The organism is Catenulispora pinisilvae (assembly GCF_015356865.1).
GTDB lineage: Bacteria > Actinomycetota > Actinomycetes > Streptomycetales > Catenulisporaceae > Catenulispora > Catenulispora pinisilvae.
This window is the reverse complement of the sequence record NZ_JAAFZA010000183.1, coordinates 1-21572: the sequence shown is the minus strand read 5'-3', so window position 1 is coordinate 21572 and position 21572 is coordinate 1. Positions and strand designations below refer to the sequence as shown.

Genomic DNA, 21572 nt, shown 5'->3' with positions numbered 1-21572 from the left:
CCCCATGGTCGGCGAACCCCTTAAAGATCTGCTAATGTTTCACCCGTCAACGTGACACCAGCAAGATCAAGCGCCGTTAGCTCAATAGGCAGAGCAGCGGACTCTTAATCCGCGGGTTCGGGGTTCAAGTCCCTGACGGCGCACCCGTAGAAGGCCCCGGCTCTCCTAGCGTGAGCTGGGCTTTGTATTTTCAATCACCAAATGGTCGAACCTCTTGACGACTCGTCAGGACCGATGGTCCAGGTTTGGTCCAGGGTCAGTCCAAGATCGCTACCGTGGCCGGTGTGTCACGGCTTTGACACACGACCACCGCCTGGATATACGCACTCTGTCTCCCCATGGTCCCCCGTCCAGTTCACGCCGCCTTCGCGAGGGTCTCCAGCGCCTCCGGGCGGGCCGACGCCATCGGCAACGCATCTGCGTGGAGAATGCCGGCGCCGAACGCGAGCAGCACCGAATGTCCGTTCCGGGTGAAGGTTGCCAAGTTCGGATTCGGCTTGCCTGCGAGGTGGTGGTGATCGGAAGAAGCTTGCCGATGCCCAGCTCGCAGCGCGGACGCGTTAGCGTGAGACCGTGCTTGTCTTCCGCGACGCCGGGTTTGACGACTTCGAACGCGTTCAGTGCCTTTATCGGCAACTGAACCCGGACGACCCGATCGTCACGGACGGCTCGGACGCAGCCGCGTTCGCCGCGATCATCGATCGACCGGGCCTGCACCTGTTCGTCCTTGACGACGCTGGCGCCATCGTCGCCACCACCTACCTGAACGTGATCCCCAACCTCTCGCGGTCGGCGTCCCCCTACGCGGTGATCGAGAACGTGGTCGTAGAGAAGGCGCTGCGTGGGACAGGCCTGGGTAAACGCATCATGGCGGCAACGCTTCAGGTCGCATGGGACGCCGGCTGCTACAAGGCGATGCTGATGACCGGCTCCCGCAGGCCATCGACCCTCGCGTTCTACAAGGCATGCGGCTTCAGCCCCGACGCCAAGAGCGCCTTCCTCGCCCGTCCACCACAGACGTGATCTGTTAGCCGCGCCTGCGCGAGCGGCAAGATTAGTCCGAACGGAATCCCGCTAGGCGACCGGAACAACCTTGCCAACTACAACGTGAGCGAGGCCACGGCTGGCAACGTTGCTCCGGAACGGACACGATGAGCGCGGGGGTGGACCGCGGGGTTCTACCAGGGGACGGTCTGGCCGAAGCGGTCCAGATACGCCATGCCGGGCGTGCCCAGTCGGGAGAGCAGGACGTCCACCAGCAAGGGGGCGGTCTCCTCGATGGTGTACGGCGCGTCCGGACCACCCAGCGCAGTGCGTATCCAGCCCGGTGCCAGGAGTACGAAGGCGCGCGGTGTCTCACCCTGCCGGGCCGCGAAGCTCCGTAGGAACATGTTCAGGGCTGCTTTGCTCCCCCGGTAGACCTCGCGGCCTCCGGTCGTGTTGTTGGTGATGCTGCCCTGTCCAGAGGACATCGCCCCGATGAGTCCCGCTGGTGACACCAGGTCTTCGAGGGCTTCGATGACGCGCATGGGGCTCAGTGCGTTGGTGAGCATCACGTCGATGAAGTCGGCTGTCGCGACCGCGCCGATGGGCGTCTGCTCGTTGTTGGTGGTGCCCGCGTTGACGAAGAGCACGTCGAGTCGGCGGTGCGCCAGACGTTCGTGCAGCGGGGGTAGTTGGCCGGGTTCGTTGATGTCGAGATGCTCGATGGTCACCCGCCCGTCGGCGCGGTCCGCGAGATCGTGCAGCGGTGTTCGGGCAGTGGTGTCGCGAACCGTGCCGACGACGTTCCAGCCCCTGTCGAGGAACTCCGCCGAAATCGCGTGGCCGAGGCCGCGCGAGGCCCCGATGACGAGAGCGGTCGGCGGGTGTTCGGTGCCAGTCGATGACATTCAGCGTCATCTCCGTTCTTCGTGCGTCGTACCGTTTCGGGCCTCGTCGAGGCCCCGGAACCGGCACAGGGCGGTGCCCGTTTTTCTGACCCCAGCCCGTGCGCTTCGAGTGTTTCGTCCGCACCCCATCGCAGGCGAGCCACGAGCGCCCAGATGTACGATTGCCGACATGGCAAGGGCACTCATGACGGAATCCGCTTCGGTGCAGCCTGACGATGTGCGAATCATTCGGGCGCTACAGATCGCTCCGCGGGCTTCGTTCGCCGCCGTCGCGACCGCCCTCGGCCTGACCGAGGGCGCCGTCAACCGTCGGTATCGCCGCCTTCGCGCCGACGGCATCGTCCGCGTGGTCGGCGTGGTCAACCCGGGGGCCCTGGGGCAGAGCAGGTGGCTGGTGCGACTGCGCTGCCGCCCCGGAAGTGCCGCGGCGATCGCCGACGCGCTCGCCAAGCGTGATGACGTCAACTGGGTGGCCCTGAGCGCGGCGGGCTGCGAGATCACCTGCGCGACGCAATCCCGGACGCGAGAACAACGCGATGACCTCCTGGGGCAGCGGCTTCCCCGCACCGCAGCGGTGATCGACATCAACGCCTTCGCGATGCTCCGTCAGTTCCTCGGCGGCCGCGGCCACTACTGGTCCGCCCTGCAGGGCGCGCTGTCTCCGAAGGAGGAAGCGGCGCTGGGGAGCGGCGAGCCCCCGTTCACCGAGTCTCCGGTCGTCACTAGCGAGCCACTGCTCCTTACGCCCGAGGACGAGAAGCTGCTCGATGCGCTCGCAGCAGACGGCCGCGCCAGTCTCGTCGATCTCGCCACAGCCGCCGACCTCACTCCGGGACGCGTCTCGCGACGCCTTGATGCTCTGCTCCAGCAACGGGTCGTCCACATCGACGTCGAGATCGCCGCAGAAGCCCTGGGCTATCACGCTCGCGCGAACCTCTGGCTTCGCGTGCACCCGTCGGCGGTGAAGAGCGCGGGCCGCGCACTCGCGCAGGAACCCGAAGTAGCCTTCGTCGCAGCCATCTCCGGGCCCTGGAACATCCATGCCGTCGCACACTGCCGGGACCTCGACGAACTCTTCGAGTTCACTTCGGATCGCATCGGATCCCTGACCGGACTACAAAGCATGGAGGTCTCACCCGTGCTGAAGCACGTCAAGCAGGCCGGCACCCGGCTCTCCGACGATCGCCTCGTCGAGCCGTCCAGCGCTCGCGCGCGGCGCTGAGACGCTGAGCGGCTGGCGGACTCGCTGACCGCGCACCCGTGCGCCGAATATCGCAGTGCGCGATGATCGGCGCGACGTAAAGCCTGGTGCGGCAAAAGGAAAACTAGTCCTTCAGGAGTTCCCGCCGGGCGCAGTCGGCGATCCATTCCTGAGCGCGGTCGAACGTCCAGGAACGCTCGCCGACCAGGGTGATCCACGCGTGCGGACCGAGACAGAACCACAGCACGTCGAGGGCGCTCTCGCGGGTCAGGCCGGCGCGCAGCCCGTCGAGTGCCACCAGCCGGTCGGCGACGCGGCCGAGCCGTTGGGCGTAGTCGTTCGCGCCGCTGTCCAGGACCGCCTTGACGGCGGGTTCCCCCGGCGGGTCGCGATAGAAGATGCCGTAGATCAGGTCCCAATGGCGTTCATGCATGCGCCGGGTTCCCCGGGCGGTCAGGTCGATGACACCCCGCGGATCCCCGCAGGCTTCAAGCTCGGTGAGGATCTCCCCGAGGGTCGGGTCGGTCAGCGGCGGCTGCATCAACGTCACCAAGATGCTCGGCTTGTTCCCCACACTGCTGTAGACCGTCGGCGCGGCCACGCCCGCGGCCTCGGCGATCTGCCCGATCGTCACGCCCGTGTACCCGCGGGCCAGGAAGAGGTCGTGGGCGCTGCTGAGGATCGCCTCACGCGTCTCGGCCGCCGCGTCACCGCGGCGAGGTGAGTGGTATCTGCGGGTCGACACCTCGACAGCGTACTCCGTTGATGATCCGGCGCCATATTGACAATAAGAACCTATAATCAATATCGTCAGTTGCGTGAATTCGCCAGCACAAGACGCCTCCGAGCAGTCCACCGCAGTCATCGACACCCGCTTGACGCACGAGGTGCATCGCGTGGCCACCACCCTGCTCGCCGAGGCCGCTGTCGAGACCTCGGTGCCGCCGGCCGCGCTCCTGGCGCTCCGGGACTTCCTCGTCGCGAGCCTGCGCCACCATGACCAGGCCGAGGACGACGACCTGTGGCCCCGGATCATCGCCGTGGCGCCGGATACCGCCGACACGCTCCACGCACTCAGCGCCGAACACGAGCAGCTGAAGGCGGCGCTCGACGCGCTGTCCGACGTGGCGATGACCGTTGGCGGCGCGGCGAGCGAAGCAGATCGGACGGCGCTGCGGCAGGCCGCCATCGCGGTACGCGACTTGGTCCACGAACACCTGGCCCACGAAGAGCCGATCCTGCTGCCGGCCCTGCGCGAGCACATCAGCCCCGCCGCGTGGGACGAATTCACCCAGAAGGTGATCTCGACCGCGCCGCCGGTGGGCGGGCACCTGATGATCGGGTTCCTCACCGAGGTGGGCACGCCCGCCGAGGTCGAGGCCGTTCTCGCCGGCGTCCCGGAACCGATGCGACCGCTTCTGCCCGCGCTGCGCGCTCAGGCCGCGGACGACATCAGGGTCCTGCGCGGGGCTGGTTCCTGAGCTCCGCCGCCGTCCGATGGCCAGACACCGCAGGCGCCGCGGGCGCCCCGTTCAGGGGCGATCACCGGGCGGGCCCGCGCTCGCAGGCCTCAGTTCTGCCGTGTCGGTCGGATGGTGAGATCACCGATCTCGACGTCCTCGGGCGTGTCGACGGCGAATGCGATGGCTCGGGCGACCGCTTCGGCGGGGATCCCCATTTCGGCCATGCGCCGCTGCGCCTCTTCCCGTGTCGCGTCATCGGTGACGTTGTCGACGAGTTCCGTCTGGACGAATCCCGGTGAAATCGTGGTCGTGCGCAGGGTTCCGTCGGTGGATTCTTGGCGCAGCGCTTCCAGGAGGGTCCGGACGGCGTTCTTCGTACCCGCGTATACCGCCTGGGTCGGAACGATCTTGAGGCCCGAGGTCGAGACCGTGGTGACCAGGTGACCGCGTCCTTGGGTGCGGAACACCGGTAGCGCCGCGGCGATGCCGTTGAGAACTCCACGCAGGTTGACATCGATCATGGCGTTCCACCCCTGGACGTCGAGAGCACTCAGTCGATGAAGAAGAGTGGGACACCCGCGCCCGCCATCTGCTCGATGTGATCCTCGACGGGCTGCGTCGACGCTGACGAGCGGAACGCCGTCAGCACACGACAAGCGGTCAAACGAACGACGGCTCGGCCTGCGGAGCCTCGGGCTGCGGAGTCTCGGGCTGCGCGGCGTACGCCTCAGCGACGTCGGCCCGGTTGAAGATCCGCCACGTGCCGGCCGCGACCAGTACCGCCACCACGAACGCCACCCAGTACGGCGCCGTCAGCCCGAACTTCCCGGCGACCACGCCGCCGAGCAGCGCGCCGACGCAGTTGCCGCCGGCGGCGATGAACAGGTTGGTGCTGGCGACCCGGCCGTACATGTCCGGCGGGGTCAGACGCTGGCGCAGGGAGTTGGCGACGATGGACCACAGCGCGCCGTGGACGCCGAAGGCGAACAGGAAGGCGCCGACGACGTAGGAGTTGAGTGAGGTCGCCAGGACCAGGTGCAGCGCCGCCTCGATCAGCAGGCCGACGCGGATGGTCCAGGTCGCCGTCACCTTCTTGATCAGCCAGTCGCCGACGGCCGAGCCCAGGATGGATCCGGCCGCCATCACGGTGAAGAGCAGGCCGTAGCCGACCGAGCCCAGGTGCAGGCGATCCTTGGCGAGCAGAACCAGGATGGCCATCGCCGCGGTCAGGGTGACGTTGAGCAGGCCGATCAGCACGGCCATCGTCCGCAGGATGCGTTGCCTCAACAGCCACGCGAACCCCTCGGCCATCTCCGCCCAGACGGTGCGGAGCGGGTGCGGTCGGGGGGCAACGCGGCCGGGCTCAGCGGACACGGACACGGAGTCGGACTCGGGCTCGGACGCCTTGGGCGTGGCGCGATAGGAGCCGGCGATCATCGTGATCAGGACGGCGCTGACGGCGTAGGTGCCGGAGTTGGCCCAGAACGGGATGCTCGCCGCGGCCACGAACAGGAAGGCGCCGAGCGGCCCGGCGATCATGTTCTGCGTGATCGTCACGCCGCCGATCAGCCACCCGTTGGCGCGCTCCAGCCCCGCGCGCGGCACCACCGCCGGGATCATCGCCTGGCTGGCGGTCCGGAACACGATCTCACCGGTGTTGATGAGGAACAGGACGGCGTAGATCACCGCGATGTCCGCGTGCCCGACGGTGATCGCGAACGCCAAAGCGCCCATCAGCACCACCCGCGCCCAGTCGACCGCGATCATCACCTTGCGCCGGTCCACCCGGTCCACCAGCACCCCGCCGGGCAGCGCGAAGAGCAGCCACGGCAGCCACGCGACCGCCTGGGCGGCGGAGATCACCAGCGGGCTGGAGGTGCGCGACGCGATCAGCAGCGGGGTGGCGACCGCGGCCAGGCCGACGCCCAGCGCCGAGGCGGTGCCGGCGAACCACAGCTTCGCGAAGTGTGCGCCGAGTGGTTCCTTCTTCCTCATCTTGCCCCCATGGCGAGTGAAGTCGGTCTGCCGTGGCGGCTGGCTGTCAATGGCTGGCCGTCAGTAGCCGGCTGTCAGCGGCATCCCGCCGGTTTGCAGATTACCTGCGCCGGCGTGCCCAAGCCGCGGCGATCTCGCTGAGCGAACGGGCTGGTGCTCTGCGCGATCCCCGCTTTCCCGGGCGTGACCACCCCGTATCAGAGCTCGTAGTCACCTGGGCTTCCGCGGCGCATTGACAGAGTTCGAACATCTGTCTATTTTCCGAGGAATCAGCCCCTATCCGCGGTATCGGCGGCAGGGTCTGAAGGGGGACGCCTTGTCAGGAATACGCCACCCGGCCACGGCACCACGCCGCGGCCGAAACTCGCCACCTGAAAGGACCACTATGGCAATATCCGGATACCGTCTCGGCTTGGCCTGTCTGGCCGCGGCCGGCTCGGTGACCCTCGCCGTGAACCTGGCGGGCCCCGCCTCGGCCGCCGCCACCCCGTCCCGCGCGAGCTTCCCGCACTACGACCACGCCCGGCACGCCGACCAGATCTGGGGCGGCTACGCGGACACCGGCGCGCGGTTCACCTCCATCAGCGGTGATTGGACAGTGCCCACGCTCAACTGCTCCTCGGTGCCGAACAGCTCGGTCTCGCCGTGGATCGGCATCGACGGCTTCAACTCCGACACAGTCGAGCAGATCGGCTTCGACCAGGACTGCCAGAACGGCGTGGCCGGGTACTACCCGTGGGTGGAGATGTACCCGGCGGATTCCATCTACTTCACCGAGACCGTGAAGGCCGGCGACCACATCACCGCCTCGGTGTCGGTCAGCGGCAGCTCTTGGACCCTGACCGAGAAGGACACGACCCGCGGCTGGTCGAAGACGTTCCACGAGAGCGGCAGCGACAAACTCTCCTCGGCCGAGGCGATCGTCGAGGACCTGGGCAACGGCATCCAGCCGGTGGCACCCTTCAGCGCGATCACCTTCACCAGCCTCACCGCCGACGGCAAATCCCTGGCGAGCGCGGGCACGGTCAACTCGACCAACATCGAGCGCGGCAACACGCCGCTGACGAAGAACTCCTCGCTGTCCGGCGGCACCTTCAAGCTCAGCTGGCTTCATTCCTGAGGCTGGCCGCTGATCCCCTTTCGGTATCAGCGCCAGTACCAGCGCACGAGAACCAGGACGTCTCCCTGGCGCACCCGTAGCAGACCCCTGGCAGCCGAGCTGACCAGGGGTCGTGGTTTGGCTCGACCGCCGGGTCGATGCGCTGCCGGGCCTGCTCGGCCGCCGCCTCGGACCGACGACCGCGATGTGGGCACTGGTGGTCCACGGGCTCGCGTTCCCGCACCTCGACGGCAGCTCGACACCACCACCCCGGACGCCCGCGGAATCCAGCCGAGCATCCGGTACCACGCCGGGCGGATCGCCGAGCTGAACCGCACGGTGGCGATCGGCTGAAGGGTCCACCAATCCCGGAGTGCAGTGCCCGCATCGGCGTTGAACCGGTGCGGCCACCGACGCGCCGTCTCGTGATCGACACCGACTCGCTCACGCGAAGCCGCAGCTGCGCTTGACGTGTTCGCGGAGGTCGAAGACGCCCCAGGCTTGGCGCCAGGATCGTCGACGCCGAGCGCAAGCGGCCCGAAAACGGCTGCCGACTACTCCGCTCGGCCAACCCATCGAGCGCCCCGCTCAGCCCTGCTCACGCCCGCCAACGCATCCTCAACGCGCGCCACGTCTTTCCCGCACCCCATCATGCGGTAGAGGTCCAGCGCCTGCTGGAAGTACTCGTTCGCCGCGGCGCCGTCGCCCTCGGTGTCGTGCGTCGTGGCGATCCCGTCCAGGGCGTTGGCCTCGCACCATCGGGAGTTGACCTCGCGGGCCAGGGCCAGGGCTTCTTCGAAGAGGTCGCGGCCGTATCTCGGGGCGCCGGTCGTGGTGGCCAGTGCCGCGTAGTAGTTGAGCGCCCAGACTTCGCCGCCGCGGTCGCCGATGTCGCGGTAGAGGGACAGGGCTTCGACGAGGGTGATGCCGGCGGCGGCGAACTCGCCGGTCAGCATCTGCACCGCGCCCAGTTCGCGCAGGACGTTGGCGCGGCCGAGCCGGAGGCCGAGATCCTGGTACAGGGACATGGTTTCGGCGAGGGTGGCGGTGGCCGCGGCGAACTCGCCGGTTCGCACCTGTACGACGCCGAGCTCGCGCAGCGCGTTGGCGCGGCCGAGCCGGAGGCCGAGATCCTGGTACAGGGCAAGGGCTTCAGTGAGATGGCTGGTGGCGGCGCTGTACTCCCCGGTCATCCACCGCACCGCACCGAGCTCGCGCAGTGCGTTCGCCTGGCCGCCGCGATCGCCGAGGCGGCGGTAGAGCGCCAGGGCCTCGCCGAGCCCGGCCGTGGCAGCAGCGAACTCCCCCGTCAGGTGTTGGACGATACCGAGCTCGCACAACGCGTCGGCCTGACCGCCGCGATCGTCGAGCTCGTGGTAGAGCGCCAGCGCTTCGCCGAGCCCGGCCGTGGCCCAGGCGAACTCCCCCGTCAGGTGCTGGATTACGCCGAGCTCGCACAGCGCGTCGGCCTGACCGCCGCGATCGTCGAGGTTGCGGTAGAGCGACAGGGTCTCGGTCAGGTTGATGCCGGCCGACACGAACTCTCCGGTCAGCCGTTGCACGACGCCGAGATCGCGAAGCGCGTCGGCCTGACCGGGCCAGTCCTGCGCGGCCGTCGCGGCGCGGGCGGCGGTGTCGTGCAGGGCCACGGCCTGACGCCAGTAGCCGGCGTGCCGGAAGAACGCGGCGGAGGCCCGGGCGATGCCCGTCGCGTACCCGGTCCGCCCGATGCTCGCGGCGAGCAGGGTGCAGCCTTCGAGGTTCTGCCGTTCGGCCGCGAACCAGGCCAGCGCGTCGTACCGGGTGGCGAAGCACGGTTCGGGATCGGCCGCGTCTACCTCAGGGACCTGTTTCGGAGTGGCCGGCGTCGGGCCGCGGACGGGTTCGACGTGGCGGTTGGCCGACCGCGCGCCGTGCAGGTAGTAGTCCAGCAGCCGATGCACCGGTGCCTGCCGCTCCGGTTCGGGTTCCCGGGTCGTCAGGTCGCGGGCGTAGGCGGCTATCAGGTCGTGCATGCGCCATCGGCCGCGCGTCGAAGCGCGCTCCAACAGATGCGCACGCACCAGATCGCCGAGCAGGCGCCCGGTCAGCGGCTCGGAGGTGTCGGCGAGCACCGCGGCCGCGGCGGTGGCGACGTCCGGTCCGGGGTTGAGCGCCAGCAGCCGGAACATGCGGGCCTGGTCTTCGGTGAGTCGTTGGTAGGAGAGGTTGAACGCGGCACGGACGGCTCGTTCCCCGTCGTCGAGGTGCGTCAGGCGGGTCGTGGTGTCGGCCAGCTGGTCGGCGAGTTCGGTGAGGGTCAGGTCCGGGTCGGCGGCCAGCTGCGCAGCGGCGATCTGTAGGGCCAGCGGCAGATATCCGCAGTAGCGGGCGACCGTGCCGGCGCCGCCGGAGCCATCGGAGCCGTCGCTGCCATCGCTGTCGTCGCTGATCCGCTCGTCGTCCCCGGCCGCTGTGCGCAGCGCGGCTTTCAGCACTTCGACAGCCTCCTGCGACGGCAGCACGGTCAAGTCGAGCAGGCGTGCGCCGAGCCGGGGCAGGGCGTGCCGGGACGTGACCAGAACCCGGTGCCGGTCGTCCCCGGGCAGCAGCGGCAGCACCTGGTCCGACTCCGAGACGTTGTCCGCGAGCACCAGCACCGCCCCGCCGAGTTCGGTCAGCCGGGAGCGGTACAGCCCCGCACGCACCTGCGGGTCCTTCGGAATCATCTCGCCGGGCATGCCCAGGCCGCGCAACAACGCGTCCAGCGCCTGCGCCGCGGCGACCGGCTTCTCCTCGTAACCGTGCATGTCCAGGAAGAGCACGCCGCCGGGGAACCAGCCGGCCTCCACCGCGGTGTGCGCGGCGTGGACCGCCAGGGCGGTCTTGCCGACACCGGCCAGGCCGACCACCGCCGAGACCCCCACCGCTCCGGCACCCGCGCCGGGTGCCAGAGCACTGACCACCCTGGCCAGTTCCGCCGAGCGGCCGGTGAAGCTCGACACCCGAGGGGGCAGCTGGCGCAGGACGGTCGGCGTGACGACCGGGGTCGGTGTCCCGATCGGAGCCGCCGAGAGCGCGGTTTCCCACGGGCCCTGAGAAGCCGGCCCGGCTTCGGATCCGAGCAGGGCGCTCAGCTCGGCCCAGACCTCGTGCTGGTCCCGGTTCAGCGCGTCCGCCAGCGCGTGGGCGAGGTGGCGCACCGTGCTCAGCTGTGGATTCTCCAGCTCGCCGCGTTCCAGTCTCCCGATGGTGCGAACGGCCGTCCCCGACGCCGTCTCCAGCTCTTCTTGGGTCATCCCCGCCAGTTTGCGCAGGCTGCGCAAGCCCCGCCCGAACCCGCTCGTCACGCCGCTCCGACCCCCCTCGCTCGGTCAAGCCGACTCCGCTGAGTATCAATACAGTAATGGAGAGCGACCGGCCATACATGGCTTACCGGTGGCTTCCTCCTGGCCTGGAGCGATCGGCGGTACCCGCCGCACAGTTGGCGTCACGGCCTTATCGGCCGCACCGCAACGGACCCTTGAGGCGGGAGAACTGTGATGAGAGCTGCCGACCAGAGCGCCACCGGAATCGCGGGGCGCCCGGCCGACCGCCGGTCACGCGGCCTCCGAGGCGATCTCCGCCAGCGCGGTCAGATCGCGGATGGTGACTGCGCGATAACGGGTACTGATGATCTCCCGCTCTCGCAGCGTCCGCAGGGACTTGCCGACGGCGCTGTCGGAGGCGCCGACCAGAGTCGCCAGCTCGGCCTGGGACAGCGGCGGGTTGATGACGGCCGGCGGCCCGCCGGGTCGGGGGTAGGTCAGGACCAGATAGCGCAGCATCCGGGCCAGCCGGGTCAGCACGTCGCAGCCGGCGAAGTCGACGATCCGGCCGGTCGCGGCCCGCATCTTGGCGACCACGACCTCGTTCACCGCGATGGCGATGCCGGGGTTGGCTTGCAGACAGGCCAGGAACGGCGCGCGCCCGACCCGCTGGGCCAGCAGCGAGCCGCAGGCGGTGATCCGGGCCGAGCGCGGCCGGCCGTCGATGCCGGCGAACTCGCCGATCAGGTCGCCGGCGATCCGCACCGCCAGCAGCGCCTCCCGGCCGTCCTGGGCCCGGGCGCTGACCTTGACCATGCCGCCGAGCAGGATCAGCACGAAGTCGGAGTCCTCACCCTCGCGGATGAGCGCTTCGCCGGCCCGGTGCCGGACCCGTCCGCCCAGGCCCAGGACGACGGCCCGGTCGTCCGGACCGAGCCGTCCCACCAGGCTGGTGTGGGGCCATCGCCCGTTCGGTACGCCGCCCACGCGGGCCTCCTCCCCGAAACCTGCCCGTACCCGGTACAGGGATGTCCCGAACCCAGTACTTCTACCGAGTCCCGCCGGGCCCGGCGGGCGACCATGAGCGGAACCGTACGCCAGGGAGGCATCATGGAATCAAGGTACGAATATCGTGTCCTGCTGGCCTGCGACATCGCGGCCTCGGCGGGACGCGGCGAGGCGGCCCTGCAACAGATCCGCGGCGTGCTCCTCGCGGCGTGCCGCGGAGCGTTCCAGGCCGCCGGGCTGGACTGGAGCCGTTGTCTGCGCCAGGACACCGGGGACGGCTTCCAAGTCGTCGCCCTGCCGGGCATCCGCAAGCAGCTCCTGCTGAACTCGGTGCTTCCGGAGCTGGCCGCGCTCGTGCGCGCACACAACCGCACGGCCGCGGACAGCGTCCGGCTCCGGCTCCGCGTCGCGCTGCACGCCGGCGAGGTCCGGCTGGAGCCCGACGGCGGCGTTTCCGGCGCCCCGTTCGAGGTGCTGGCGCGGCTGCTGAACGCCGCCCCGGTCCGCGAGGCGCTGCGCGACGCGCCGGAGGGCGTGCCGGTCGCCGCGATCCTGTCGCAGCACTTCGGTGAGGAGGCCGTCGGGCACGATGGCGACGGTCCCGACGCCGACGCCTTCGTCCCCGTCGAGGTGCGGGAGAAGAAGTACGTCGGGCAGGCCTGGGTCCACTACCCGGGCTGCCCGATCGCCCCGCGCGCGGCGGCGGGGCTTCGCGAGCCGGTGCGTGAGCCGGGGCATGAACCGGCGCGCGAACCCGAGCGCGAACCCGAGCGCGAGCCCGGGCAGCCGGCGGTATCGCAGAGCCCGGAGATGGTGCAACCACCCGCCGCATCGGCCGTCCAGAAGAACAGGGCGGGCGGCCACGGCCAGATCTACGCGGTGCAGAGCGGCACCGTGCACATCAACGGCCGGGGAGGTCGATGATGGCCAGGGTCGACGAGGAGCTGACCGAGTTGGCCACGGCCGCCGCGAGCTCGATGGTCGCGGCGATGGGCACGGAGCTGTGGCCGTCGGTCTCGGGCCTGATTCGCAGGCTCCTTATACGGAGGCCGAGGCAGCGCGCGGAGCTGACCGTGGCCCTGGACCAGTTGTCCGCCGAGGGCGCCGTGGCCGTGGAGGACGACGGCGGCGGCGCGCTCAGCCCGGCCGACCGGGCCGAGACCGTGCGGTTCTGGGCCGACGCCCTGGAACAGCTCGTCCGCCAGGACGCTGCGCTGCGGCCCGCGCTGGCCGCGCTGGCCGGGCTCACCCTGCCGACCACGGCGCCGAGGGCCCCGCGCCAACAGAACTCGGCGCACGGCTTCGGCCGGGTCTACGCCAACCAGTTCGGCGCCCAGATCATCGACGAGACCGAGCAGCAGGGACCGAAGTGAATCAGAACTCTCATACCCCTGGACCGGCCGGCGGCAACGCCCGGCTCCCCTGGGCCGGCATCGGCGCGCTCGTGGTGTTGCTGGCGTTCTTGGAGGTGTCGCATCCGCCACGCCAGTACGCGTGGGTGGTCGACCTCTGCGCGTTGGCCGCGGTGACGACGGCCGGCGCGGCTGTCTCGGAGGGGATGACAGCCGCGCCGGGCCCGCGGAACGACCGGAGAGGGGCGCCCGGCGGGGCCGAGGCGGAGTCCTCTTTCAGGGCCGACCAACCCGCCTGGTACGAGCAGAGCCGACCGACGGCGACGGTGACCGCGACCGCGCCGTACTCAGATCGGCAGGACCCTGCGAACCCGGTGAACCCGGTGAATCCGGTGAGCCCCGCGTCCCAGCCGATAATCGTGCCGCGCCCGAATGTGTACCCAGGCGGCACGGCCACCGTCCCGGCCACGGTGCTGGCCACGATGCCAGCGTCGGCACCGGTACCGGCGGTCGCGATCACCACCGACGAGCTGAGCAAGGCGCCCAAGTTCGGGGCCGGCAGCAAGGCGCACAACGTGCCGTGGCGGGTGCCGGAAGGCCCGTTCCCCAGCGGCGTCGCCGCCGACCAGGCCCAGGTCGGCTCGCTCGCCGTCCGCGGCGCCTCGGTCGTCGGCCCCGGCCACCGCTGCGGCGGGAACGGCGGAGCCGAGCCCGGAGTGCCGAGACAGGACGCGTACCGCATCGGCCGCACCCGCGATGACAGCTTCCTGATCGTCGCCGTCGCCGACGGGATCTCGAACGCCCGGCTGTCCGACACCGGCGCCAACGCGGCCGCGAGCTACACCGTGCGGGTCCTGCGGGAGCTGCTGGAGGCCGATCCGGACATCGCCGGGCTGGATCCCGCGATCGTCTTCAAGAAGGTCGCCGAGCAGGTGGCGGACACCGCGAGCGCCCGGGCCGTTTCCGGCAGCGAGCTGGCCACGGTGCTGATCGCCTCGGTCCTGACCGTGCCCAGGCGGCGCGGCGAGCCGGCCCGGGGCTGGGTGGCCTGGGTCGGCGACAGCTCGGGGTGGGTCCTCGACGCCGAGCAGAAGAGCTGGGAGCAGCGGTTCGGGGACCGCAAGAACCAAGGCGAGTACGCCTCCAACGCCTTGGCCGCCGCGCTGCCGGACCACCCCGAGGCGGTCCAGGCCGTGGAGTTCGATCTGCGCGGCGGCGCGGCGCTGGCACTGGTCACCGACGGCGTCGGCGACGCCTGGACCCGGCGGCGCGTGAACGAGCACTTCGCCGGCCGCTGGCGCCGGCCGCTGCCGATCGCCGAGTTCCTCAACGACGTGGACTTCGACGCGCCGCAGCGGATGGACGACCGGACCGCGGTCGTGGTGTGGAACGCGGTGGCCGGATGATGAGCGGCACTGCGAGCGGTGGCCGGATGAGCGGCAATGCGGCCTGGCCGCTGCCCGGCGTCGTCACACTCGCCGACATCGGCGCGCTGGGCCCGGCGATCAGCGAGAACACCGGGCAGAGCATCGCGATCCAGCCGCTGAGCGGCCGTCCCGGGTTCCTGGCGAAGATCTACCGGCAGCCCCGGCCCGCCCAAGACGGCGACCGGCTCGACGCCCTGATCGCCGCGCCGGAGACGCTGAGCGCCGCGGACCGCGCCATCGTGCGCGCGGCCTCGTCGTGGCCGGTGGCCCGGATCACCAGGGCCGGCAACGCCGTCGTCGGCTGCGTGATCCCGGCCGCGCCCGAGCGGTTCAAGACCGAGGTCACCGTCGGCGGTGTCAGCGCCGCGCAGCACGTCGAGGTGGACTGGCTGGCCAAGCCCGACGAGGACCTGCGGCAGGTCGGCATCGCGGCGCCGGGCCCGGCCGGCCGGGTCGCCGTCTGCCGCAACCTCGCCGAACTGGCCGAGGTGCTGGAGAAGCTGGGCCTGGTCTACTCGGACTGGTCCTACTCCAACGCCTTCTGGTCGCCCGTCGACCACTCGGTGTTCGTCATCGACATCGACGGCTGCCAGCTCGGCAAGATGCCGAACGTCCACCAGCCGAGCTGGGCCGACCCGCTGACGCCGGCCGGCGGCGACGCCGACCGCTACACCGACCGGTTCCGGGTCGCGCTCCTGGTCTCGCGCTGCCTGACCGCCAAGCGGCGGGCCGACGCGATCGGCGGGATCGCGACCGGGACCTGGCCGGAGCAGCCCGCGGCGCCCGACGTCCTGCTGGACATGCTGCTGGCCGCCGACCGCGAGCGCCGGCCCTCGATCGGGCAGCTGCGGCTGGCGTTGGCCGGCGGGCCCTACTTCCGCCCCGCGCCCCGCACGCCCTGGCTGCCTGCGCCGGGGGTCTCGGACGCGGTGCTGCGCGCGGCTCGGGGCGAGGGCCCGGCGGTCGCGGAGACGGCCGGGGCGCTGGCGTCGGGGACGGCGTCGGCGCCGAGGAAGGTGCCGCTGAAGCCGTTCGGCACGGCGAATCAGCCGTCGAGGAAGTCGGTGGTGGACCTGTCGAAGCCGCTCCCGACCCTGGAACCGGTGGCTCCCGCGCCTGCGGCGACTCCGACCCGCGGTGCCCGGTCACGGCTCCGGAGCCTCGCGCTCTCGGTGTTCGTCACCGTGCTGACGATCGTGGCGGTGACCCTGGCGGTCTCGCTGTTCAACGCTCTCTTCGAAAGGTAGAACATGATGTCCGTTTCCACCGAGCCGGCCCTGGACCTGGGTCTGACGTGCCTGCCGACGTACCTCGTCATCGACGCCTCGTCGTCGATGGGCCCGCACCAGGGGGTCCTGAACGCCACCTTGGAGCGGGTGTACCAGACCCTGCGGCGCAGCCCGCGGGTCAGCGAGTTCGCGCACATCTGCCTGATCGCCTTCTCCACCGACCCGCACCTGGTAATCCCGATGTCGGAGGTGTCCCAGGTCCCGGTCATGCCGGAGATCGTCTGCGCCGGCGCCACCGAGTACGGCAAGGTCTTCGAGCTGCTGCGGCAGTGCATCGAGAACGACGTGACCACGCTGCGCGCCGGCGGCTGGGACGTGCTGCGCCCCGCGGTGTTCTTCCTCACCGACGGAGCCCCGACCGACCGCAACTGGAAGGCGCGGTTCGACGCGCTGGTGGACCCGCGCTGGCCGCGGCGTCCGCACGTGATCTCCTACGGGTTCGGCGGCGCCGACCCGGCCGTGCTGAAGCAGGTGTACACGAAGCTGGCGTTCCTGGCCGACGGCTCGGACTCCGAGGCGGCGCTGAGCGAGGCGTTGAGCAGCATGCTCAATACCCTGATCAACTCCGCGGAGAACAACCAGCTGACGCTGGTGGCGCAGACCACGGGCTTCCAGACCATCGCCCTCGACCGAGAGTACATGGACTGACATGGCCGCGCAGAGGGCTTCGAGCCGGCGGGGCGGGATCAGCGTGGCCGGTGTGCTGCTCGCGTTGTCGTTCACGTTCGTGTGCGCGGGGGCGGCTGCGGCGCTCACGATCGGGACGCCGAAGCCGACGGCTTCGGCCCCGGTCTCGGTGACTTCTCCGAGACCGGTGACCACCCCGCGTCCAACAGAGCCGGTGACCACCTCGGCCACGCCGACACCGACGCCGTGTGGCACGCCGCAGCAAACCCGGTCCTCGGGGTGGTACCCCCCGACCGGTTCCACGAGTTCGTCCTCTTCTGCGAGCTCGTCCGCTGACGACGAGTGTTCCGGAGCGCCGACCAAGACGAAATGTCACGAGGAGCACACGTGGGGGCAGAAGCACTGCCCGCCCGCGTCCACGCCATGGAACCCGACTCCTACCGGCCCGGCTCGCTCCACCGACTCCACCACTGAGCCCACTTCCGGCTCGGGCTCAGACTCCACCTCCGGCACTGGCACGGCCACAACCACAGCCACAGCCACTGATACCGGCAGCGGCACAGACACCGGCAGTGATAGTGGCAGCGGCACCAGAACCCGGAGCGGACCGTGACCACCGCGAATCTGGCGGCCCTGAACATCGGGCGCGACATCAACGGGGTCCTGGTCGTCGCCCAGAACGCCATCCTGCAGGTCACTCCCGATGCCAACGGCGCCTCGCGCGTCATCGACTACCACGGTCCCCGGCCCAGGCCGGTGCCGCGAGGCGTCATCAGCCTGCTGCCGCGTGAGTCCCACGCGCTCCTCGGTCGCGATCGGGAACTGGCCGACCTGGACCGGACCGTCTCGACCGGCGGCTCCGTACAGCTGTTCGGGCCGTCGGGCATCGGCAAGAGCACACTCCTGCGGCACGCGGCCCGGCGCCTGGGGCCCGGGATGGACGGCGTCGTGCACCTCAGCGCCCGCGACCGCGACGTGTCCGAGATCGCGCAGGAGATCTTCCGGGCCTGCTACGACGCCTCGGACTACGTGCCGTCCGCGGCCGAGTTGCAGACCTACTTGCAGCGGCTGCACTTGCGTATCTACCTCGACGACCTGTCCTGCTCGCCGGCTGATCTCAAGCAGCTGATGGACGTGGTCCAGAACTCGACCGTGGTGTTCACCGCCCACAAGCGGATTCCCGCGGCGGCCGTACGCACCCTGTCGATCGGCGGCCTCGACGAGTCCTCGGCGGTCAACCTGCTGGCTCACCACCTGCACCGGCAGCTGCTTCCCGGCGAGCGCGCGGACGCCGCGGCGCTCTCGCTGCTCGACGCCGTACCCCGGCACCTGCAACGCGTCGCGGCACTGGGCCACCCCACGCTGCCCGAACACAAGCAGCTGCCGACGATGCTCAGAACACTGATCCGGCGGCAGGCACCAGCCGGGCGCGAGGTACTGCACCTGATGGCGTCGTTCGGCGGCGGCGACGTCGCCCCCCACCACCTGGACGCGGTACTGGGCCGCTCCGACGCGGCCGCGCTGTGCCGCGCCCTGACCGACGCGGGCCTGCTCGCCGAGGGCGAAGGCGGCTGCTACCGCTGCCCCGAAGACGTGCAGACAGCAGTCGTCGACATGTTCCAGAAGCTCTACCCGGCCGACGTCCTGTGCCGCCACCTGACCGCCTGGGTCAAGGCCCCGACGACCACCCCGGACGCGGTCGCGATCCACCACCAGGCCCTGGACACCATCGTCCTGAGGGCCGAGCAGAACAACCACCCGGATCTCGGGGTGGCGCTGGCCTACGCCGCGGCGCCGAAACTCCAGGCCTCGCTACGCTTCAGCGCCTGGGGCACCCTCCTGGGCGCCGGCTGGTCCGCGGCGCAGAAGGCGAAAGACAAGCAGGCCAAGGCGTACTTCCTGCACGAGGAAGGCGTCCGCTGCCTGATGATCCACAAGCTCGCGCCGGCCGCCCTGCTACTCACCGAAGCGGTGGTGCTGTGGCAAGAGCTAGGCGTCATGAGCCAGGTGCACGCGGCCCAGCACTCGGCGCAGCTCGCCGCCTCGCAATCGATCGGCGCGCACACCAGTGCCGCCGCCACGGGTACCGCACACGCGCACATGACAGCGGCAGCAGCGCACGCGCACGCGGCGGCACAGGCAGTAGTCGCGCACGGGGCGACTGCTGCCGGGTCGGGGCTCATGGCGGCGGCACCGAAGACGACCTATGTCATGCCCGGCGGTCATGCGGCGAACGGGGCAGCGAACGGCGCCGCCGCACACGGAGCAGCAAACAGTGCCGCCGCGCATGGGACGGCGAGCGGGGCCACTGGAGCTCACGGCGCAGTGAACGGTGCCGCCGCACATGGAGCCACGACTGCTCACGGGGTGGTGAACGGTGCCGCGACGACTCACGGCGCCCTGGCGAGCAGCAGTCAGGGAATCGCCGCCGGAAGCCACACCGCAACCGGCGCGGCCATCACTCACGGATCCGCAGTCAACAGCCAGGGAATCGCCGCCGCGGGCCACACCGCAACCGGCGCAGCCGCAACTCACGGCGCGGCAGCCAGCAGCCACCTGGCTGCCGCAGCAGCCCATGTGGCCAGGCCGGTCTTCAACCTCCACACAGCTGCCGTCGGCCACGGCGCGGTCGCGGCCGGCAACACAGCCGCAGCCGGCAGCGGCCTCGCAACAGCCGGCGGTGCCGCGACCGGCAGTGGTGTCGCAACAAGCAGCGGCGTCGCAGCAGGCGGCACCGCCACCGGGTCCACAACCGGCTCGGCGGCCACCGTCGGCGGCGCGACCACCCACGGCATCGGCTCCGCCGCCGCGTTGAAAGCCGCAGTGGTCGGGGTGACCCTATGCGCGGCGGTCGGAGGCAGCATCGCACTGGTCAACGCCAACTCTTCGCCGTCCACGCCGCCGGCGTCCACATCGGCGACCGTCGACCCGGTCTGCGCGACTCTCGGCCCCCCGATGAGCGGCGATATCGCGGCCTACAACAGCCAGATCACCGCGTTCGATTCCACGGTCGGTTCCTACAACGCCACCGTCAGCGCCGGCAATCAGGGCGATTGGCCTGCCGTGCAGAGCTCCGGCGACGCGCTCCTCGGCACCATCAATTCCATGATTTCCACCATCGGGAACGCACGCTCCCAAGCCACCGATCCCACGCTGGTCTCGGCTCTCGGCGGCGCGGAGACCGAGGCGGACAGCTTTAAGCAAAACGTCCAGAACTTCCTCAGCCAGTCCATCACTTCCTACGACAACGAACCGACCACCTTCAACGAGGACCTCGACCAGATCATCCAGGCCTGCACGTGACCACCGGCAAAGGAGAACCCTGATGTCCACACAGCAGCCGTCGATCGGCAAAATCAGCATCGGCCGCGATCTGAACGGCGCCATCGTCGTGGCCGACGACGCGTCCATCGCCATCAACCGCCCTGACAACGCCCCGCCCCAGGCGCAGCCGTCTCAGCAGAACACTGCGAAGGACCACGGCACCGTCTACACCGTGGCCCAAGGCGACCTCTACATCCAGCAAACCACCCAAACCGCCCAGACAGCGGAAGCCGAAGGACCCGACGAGGACGACGCCTTCCGCACCACCGGACCCATCGCCGAACCCTGATGTTAAACATTTCTATTCGCCGTTCGTGGACTCCATCACGTCGATGCCGTCGTCCTCGCCCATGTCGAACCGGTTGAAGATCTTGATGTTGGTGAACGTCAGGTCCGACGACCGGATGGGGATGACGTTCCAGTTGCTGGACTCCCGGAACGTGATGGCGTCGCAGGAGAAGCCGTTCACCCACACCGGGGCCAGCAGGTTCACCCCGAGATTGCTGGGAACCAGCGAGGCCATGCCGTTGCCGTCGATGACGCCGCGGCCGTGGAGGCTGATGTTGGAGGAGTAGTAGTCGGTTCGCAGCAGCCAGGTCAGGTCGCGGTTCTGCGAGCTCTTGTGCCCGTTCACGATGTAGTAGTTGCTGTCGCCGGTGTAGCGCAGTACCGCACCCGGCTCCAGATAGAGCGCGGTGTCGATCAGCAGCACCAGGTTGCCCACGTTGTAGACGCCTTCCGGCACGTACCAGGACTCCGGCCGCGCCGAGCACGCCGGCGACGCCGAGGAAGTCGCGCCGGCTCAAACCGGGCATGGGGGATTCAGTGCGCGTTCTATGTGGGATTCCAATCCTGCGGGCCGCTGAAGGTGGCCGGCAAAGTGGCTCCTAGCCCCGCTCCCACGAGGCCGGTCGCGCTCCCACGAAACCTCACTGTGACGAGGGGCGAATTGCGTGTCAACCCTCGCCGGATTCCCACAAACACGGGGACTGAGATTCGAACATGGATCACCGACTATTGAACATATTCAATCATCTGACTCACGCCCGCTGAACAGCGCCGATGCCGACGTCCCGTCGTGCGCGTGTGCGCGGCGGCTGTGAAACACGCAGGCTCAAGATCTTCTTTGACCACTGGTCCGGTAATCAATCACCCGCCAGCAGGGTGGTTACCTGCGAACTGCCCCCTTGACAGAGCCAATGGTCTAGTCCAGCTTGGGGAATTGCGCCGCGTTCGACAGTGCGCCGGATCGTCCGCTCCCACCGCGGCGGCCACGTCACCCCGGCTCGTCGACCGAACAGATCCGATCCGCCATGTCGCACGCCCGCGAGCCCCACACAGCTCACCTCGCACCCCCCGCCACGTGAGGAGCACTGGATCAAATGATCTCTCGCCGCAACCTGTTCGCGGCCGCCGCCGCCACCGCTGTCTTCCCCTCGGTCCTCGCCGCCGCCTCGCGCGCTTCGGCGGCGACCAGCAGCACGCTGAACATCGACCTGTTGAACAACACGGGCTCGAACGAGGTCTACGCCTTCGTCACCGGCCTGGCCATCGACAACGGCAACGCCTGGTTCCTCCTGGAGTCCGACGGCCGGACCCCGTACTACC

At 69.8% G+C, this 21572-nt stretch carries 20 protein-coding genes, 1 tRNA gene and 1 pseudogene; 14 read left to right on the top strand and 8 right to left on the bottom strand.

Translation table 11 applies throughout. From position 1 onward, the window contains the following. The first annotated feature begins 70 nt into the window (after positions 1 to 70). Positions 71 to 143 (top strand) — tRNA-Lys (locus tag IZR01_RS35745). A 212-nt stretch (positions 144 to 355) separates the two neighbouring features. On the opposite strand, the gene IZR01_RS52635 is transcribed toward IZR01_RS35745, so the two are convergent. Continuing rightward, positions 356 to 484, bottom strand: a complete 129-nt coding sequence (locus tag IZR01_RS52635; protein ID WP_267254938.1) for a hypothetical protein — start codon at positions 482 to 484, stop codon at positions 356 to 358. A gap of 89 nt (positions 485 to 573) precedes the next feature. On the opposite strand from IZR01_RS52635, the gene IZR01_RS35740 reads away from it, so the two are divergent. Then, positions 574 to 1023 (top strand): GNAT family N-acetyltransferase, encoded by a 450-nt coding sequence (locus IZR01_RS35740; RefSeq protein ID WP_194926420.1) that lies wholly within the window; start codon positions 574 to 576, stop codon positions 1021 to 1023. Between the two features lie 155 nt (positions 1024 to 1178). Here IZR01_RS35740 and IZR01_RS35735 read toward each other — a convergent pair whose 3' ends face one another. Continuing rightward, a complete protein-coding gene (locus tag IZR01_RS35735; protein ID WP_194926419.1) occupies positions 1179 to 1892 on the bottom strand; it encodes an SDR family oxidoreductase in 714 nt (237 codons plus the stop codon). 184 nt (positions 1893 to 2076) lie between these two features. Here IZR01_RS35735 and IZR01_RS35730 point away from each other — a divergent pair, with 184 nt between their 5' ends. Beyond that, positions 2077 to 3114, top strand: coding sequence for an Lrp/AsnC family transcriptional regulator (locus IZR01_RS35730; protein WP_228560950.1), 1038 nt, complete (start codon positions 2077 to 2079; stop codon positions 3112 to 3114). A 103-nt stretch (positions 3115 to 3217) separates the two neighbouring features. On the opposite strand, the gene IZR01_RS35725 is transcribed toward IZR01_RS35730, so the two are convergent. Further along, complete coding sequence (locus tag IZR01_RS35725; protein WP_194926418.1) at positions 3218 to 3838, bottom strand: TetR/AcrR family transcriptional regulator; 621 nt, start codon at positions 3836 to 3838, stop codon at positions 3218 to 3220. A 73-nt stretch (positions 3839 to 3911) separates the two neighbouring features. Here IZR01_RS35725 and IZR01_RS35720 point away from each other — a divergent pair, with 73 nt between their 5' ends. Next, entirely contained in the window at positions 3912 to 4574 is a 663-nt protein-coding gene (locus IZR01_RS35720) for a hemerythrin domain-containing protein (protein WP_323747192.1), read from the top strand. An 89-nt stretch (positions 4575 to 4663) separates the two neighbouring features. On the opposite strand, the pseudogene IZR01_RS35715 reads toward IZR01_RS35720, so the two are convergent. Both IZR01_RS35715 and IZR01_RS35710 read right to left on the bottom strand, forming a co-directional pair. Next, a pseudogene (locus IZR01_RS35715) lies at positions 4664 to 5101 on the bottom strand (SDR family oxidoreductase); the annotation flags it as partial. Between the two features lie 115 nt (positions 5102 to 5216). Then, positions 5217 to 6551: an MFS transporter gene (locus tag IZR01_RS35710; protein WP_194926417.1), complete on the bottom strand. Its 1335-nt coding sequence runs from the start codon at positions 6549 to 6551 to the stop codon at positions 5217 to 5219. 385 nt (positions 6552 to 6936) lie between these two features. On the opposite strand from IZR01_RS35710, the gene IZR01_RS35705 reads away from it, so the two are divergent. Both IZR01_RS35705 and IZR01_RS35700 read left to right on the top strand, forming a co-directional pair. Next, entirely contained in the window at positions 6937 to 7671 is a 735-nt protein-coding gene (locus tag IZR01_RS35705) for a G1 family glutamic endopeptidase (RefSeq protein WP_194926416.1), read from the top strand. Positions 7672 to 7783: 112 nt separating this feature from the next. Beyond that, on the top strand, positions 7784 to 7981 hold the full coding sequence (locus IZR01_RS35700) for a hypothetical protein (protein WP_194926415.1): 198 nt from the start codon (positions 7784 to 7786) through the stop codon (positions 7979 to 7981). A 223-nt stretch (positions 7982 to 8204) separates the two neighbouring features. On the opposite strand, the gene IZR01_RS35695 is transcribed toward IZR01_RS35700, so the two are convergent. Continuing rightward, positions 8205 to 10979: a tetratricopeptide repeat protein gene (locus IZR01_RS35695; RefSeq protein WP_323747191.1), complete on the bottom strand. Its 2775-nt coding sequence runs from the start codon at positions 10977 to 10979 to the stop codon at positions 8205 to 8207. A 249-nt stretch (positions 10980 to 11228) separates the two neighbouring features. Beyond that, entirely contained in the window at positions 11229 to 11924 is a 696-nt protein-coding gene (locus IZR01_RS35690; protein ID WP_194896442.1) for a Crp/Fnr family transcriptional regulator, read from the bottom strand. A 123-nt stretch (positions 11925 to 12047) separates the two neighbouring features. Here IZR01_RS35690 and IZR01_RS35685 point away from each other — a divergent pair, with 123 nt between their 5' ends. The 7 genes from IZR01_RS35685 (at position 12048) to IZR01_RS35655 (ending at position 20253) form a co-directional block, all read left to right on the top strand. Further along, positions 12048 to 12869: a hypothetical protein gene (locus IZR01_RS35685; RefSeq protein ID WP_194926413.1), complete on the top strand. Its 822-nt coding sequence runs from the start codon at positions 12048 to 12050 to the stop codon at positions 12867 to 12869. Then, positions 12866 to 13318 (top strand): hypothetical protein, encoded by a 453-nt coding sequence (locus IZR01_RS35680; RefSeq protein WP_194926412.1) that lies wholly within the window; start codon positions 12866 to 12868, stop codon positions 13316 to 13318. Before IZR01_RS35685 ends, IZR01_RS35680 begins: the two co-directional genes overlap by 4 nt. After that, positions 13315 to 14703 carry a protein phosphatase 2C domain-containing protein gene (locus tag IZR01_RS35675; protein WP_194926411.1) on the top strand — a complete coding sequence of 463 codons (1389 nt, stop codon included), beginning with the start codon at positions 13315 to 13317 and terminating at the stop codon, positions 14701 to 14703. Before IZR01_RS35680 ends, IZR01_RS35675 begins: the two co-directional genes overlap by 4 nt. Before the next feature lie 26 nt (positions 14704 to 14729). Further along, positions 14730 to 15971 carry a type 1 periplasmic-binding domain-containing protein gene (locus IZR01_RS35670; protein WP_194926410.1) on the top strand — a complete coding sequence of 414 codons (1242 nt, stop codon included), beginning with the start codon at positions 14730 to 14732 and terminating at the stop codon, positions 15969 to 15971. A gap of 3 nt (positions 15972 to 15974) precedes the next feature. Further along, positions 15975 to 16661: a vWA domain-containing protein gene (locus IZR01_RS35665; RefSeq protein WP_228555174.1), complete on the top strand. Its 687-nt coding sequence runs from the start codon at positions 15975 to 15977 to the stop codon at positions 16659 to 16661. A 588-nt stretch (positions 16662 to 17249) separates the two neighbouring features. Next, positions 17250 to 19943, top strand: coding sequence for an AAA family ATPase (locus IZR01_RS35660; protein WP_194896448.1), 2694 nt, complete (start codon positions 17250 to 17252; stop codon positions 19941 to 19943). A gap of 22 nt (positions 19944 to 19965) precedes the next feature. Next, positions 19966 to 20253, top strand: a complete 288-nt coding sequence (locus IZR01_RS35655) for a hypothetical protein (RefSeq protein WP_194896449.1) — start codon at positions 19966 to 19968, stop codon at positions 20251 to 20253. 12 nt (positions 20254 to 20265) lie between these two features. On the opposite strand, the gene IZR01_RS35650 is transcribed toward IZR01_RS35655, so the two are convergent. After that, positions 20266 to 20709, bottom strand: coding sequence for a glycoside hydrolase family protein (locus tag IZR01_RS35650; RefSeq protein WP_194896450.1), 444 nt, complete (start codon positions 20707 to 20709; stop codon positions 20266 to 20268). A 637-nt stretch (positions 20710 to 21346) separates the two neighbouring features. On the opposite strand from IZR01_RS35650, the gene IZR01_RS35640 reads away from it, so the two are divergent. Further along, positions 21347 to 21572 (top strand): beta-1,3-glucanase family protein (locus IZR01_RS35640; protein WP_228560940.1); only part of this gene is annotated, 226 nt, incomplete at its 3' end.

Excerpts from the sequence above, each read along its gene's own strand:
- IZR01_RS35735 (WP_194926419.1), bottom strand. The coding sequence starts at position 1,892 with ATGTCATCGACTGGCACCGAACACCCGCCGACCGCTCTCGTCATCGGG.
- IZR01_RS35655 (WP_194896449.1), top strand. The coding sequence starts at position 19,966 with ATGTCCACACAGCAGCCGTCGATCGGCAAAATCAGCATCGGCCGCGAT.
- IZR01_RS35670 (WP_194926410.1), top strand. The coding sequence starts at position 14,730 with ATGAGCGGCAATGCGGCCTGGCCGCTGCCCGGCGTCGTCACACTCGCC.
- IZR01_RS35680 (WP_194926412.1), top strand. The coding sequence starts at position 12,866 with ATGATGGCCAGGGTCGACGAGGAGCTGACCGAGTTGGCCACGGCCGCC.
- IZR01_RS35730 (WP_228560950.1), top strand. The coding sequence starts at position 2,077 with ATGACGGAATCCGCTTCGGTGCAGCCTGACGATGTGCGAATCATTCGG.
- IZR01_RS35665 (WP_228555174.1), top strand. The coding sequence starts at position 15,975 with ATGATGTCCGTTTCCACCGAGCCGGCCCTGGACCTGGGTCTGACGTGC.
- IZR01_RS35705 (WP_194926416.1), top strand. The coding sequence starts at position 6,937 with ATGGCAATATCCGGATACCGTCTCGGCTTGGCCTGTCTGGCCGCGGCC.
- IZR01_RS35710 (WP_194926417.1), bottom strand. The coding sequence starts at position 6,551 with ATGAGGAAGAAGGAACCACTCGGCGCACACTTCGCGAAGCTGTGGTTC.
- IZR01_RS35685 (WP_194926413.1), top strand. The coding sequence starts at position 12,048 with ATGGAATCAAGGTACGAATATCGTGTCCTGCTGGCCTGCGACATCGCG.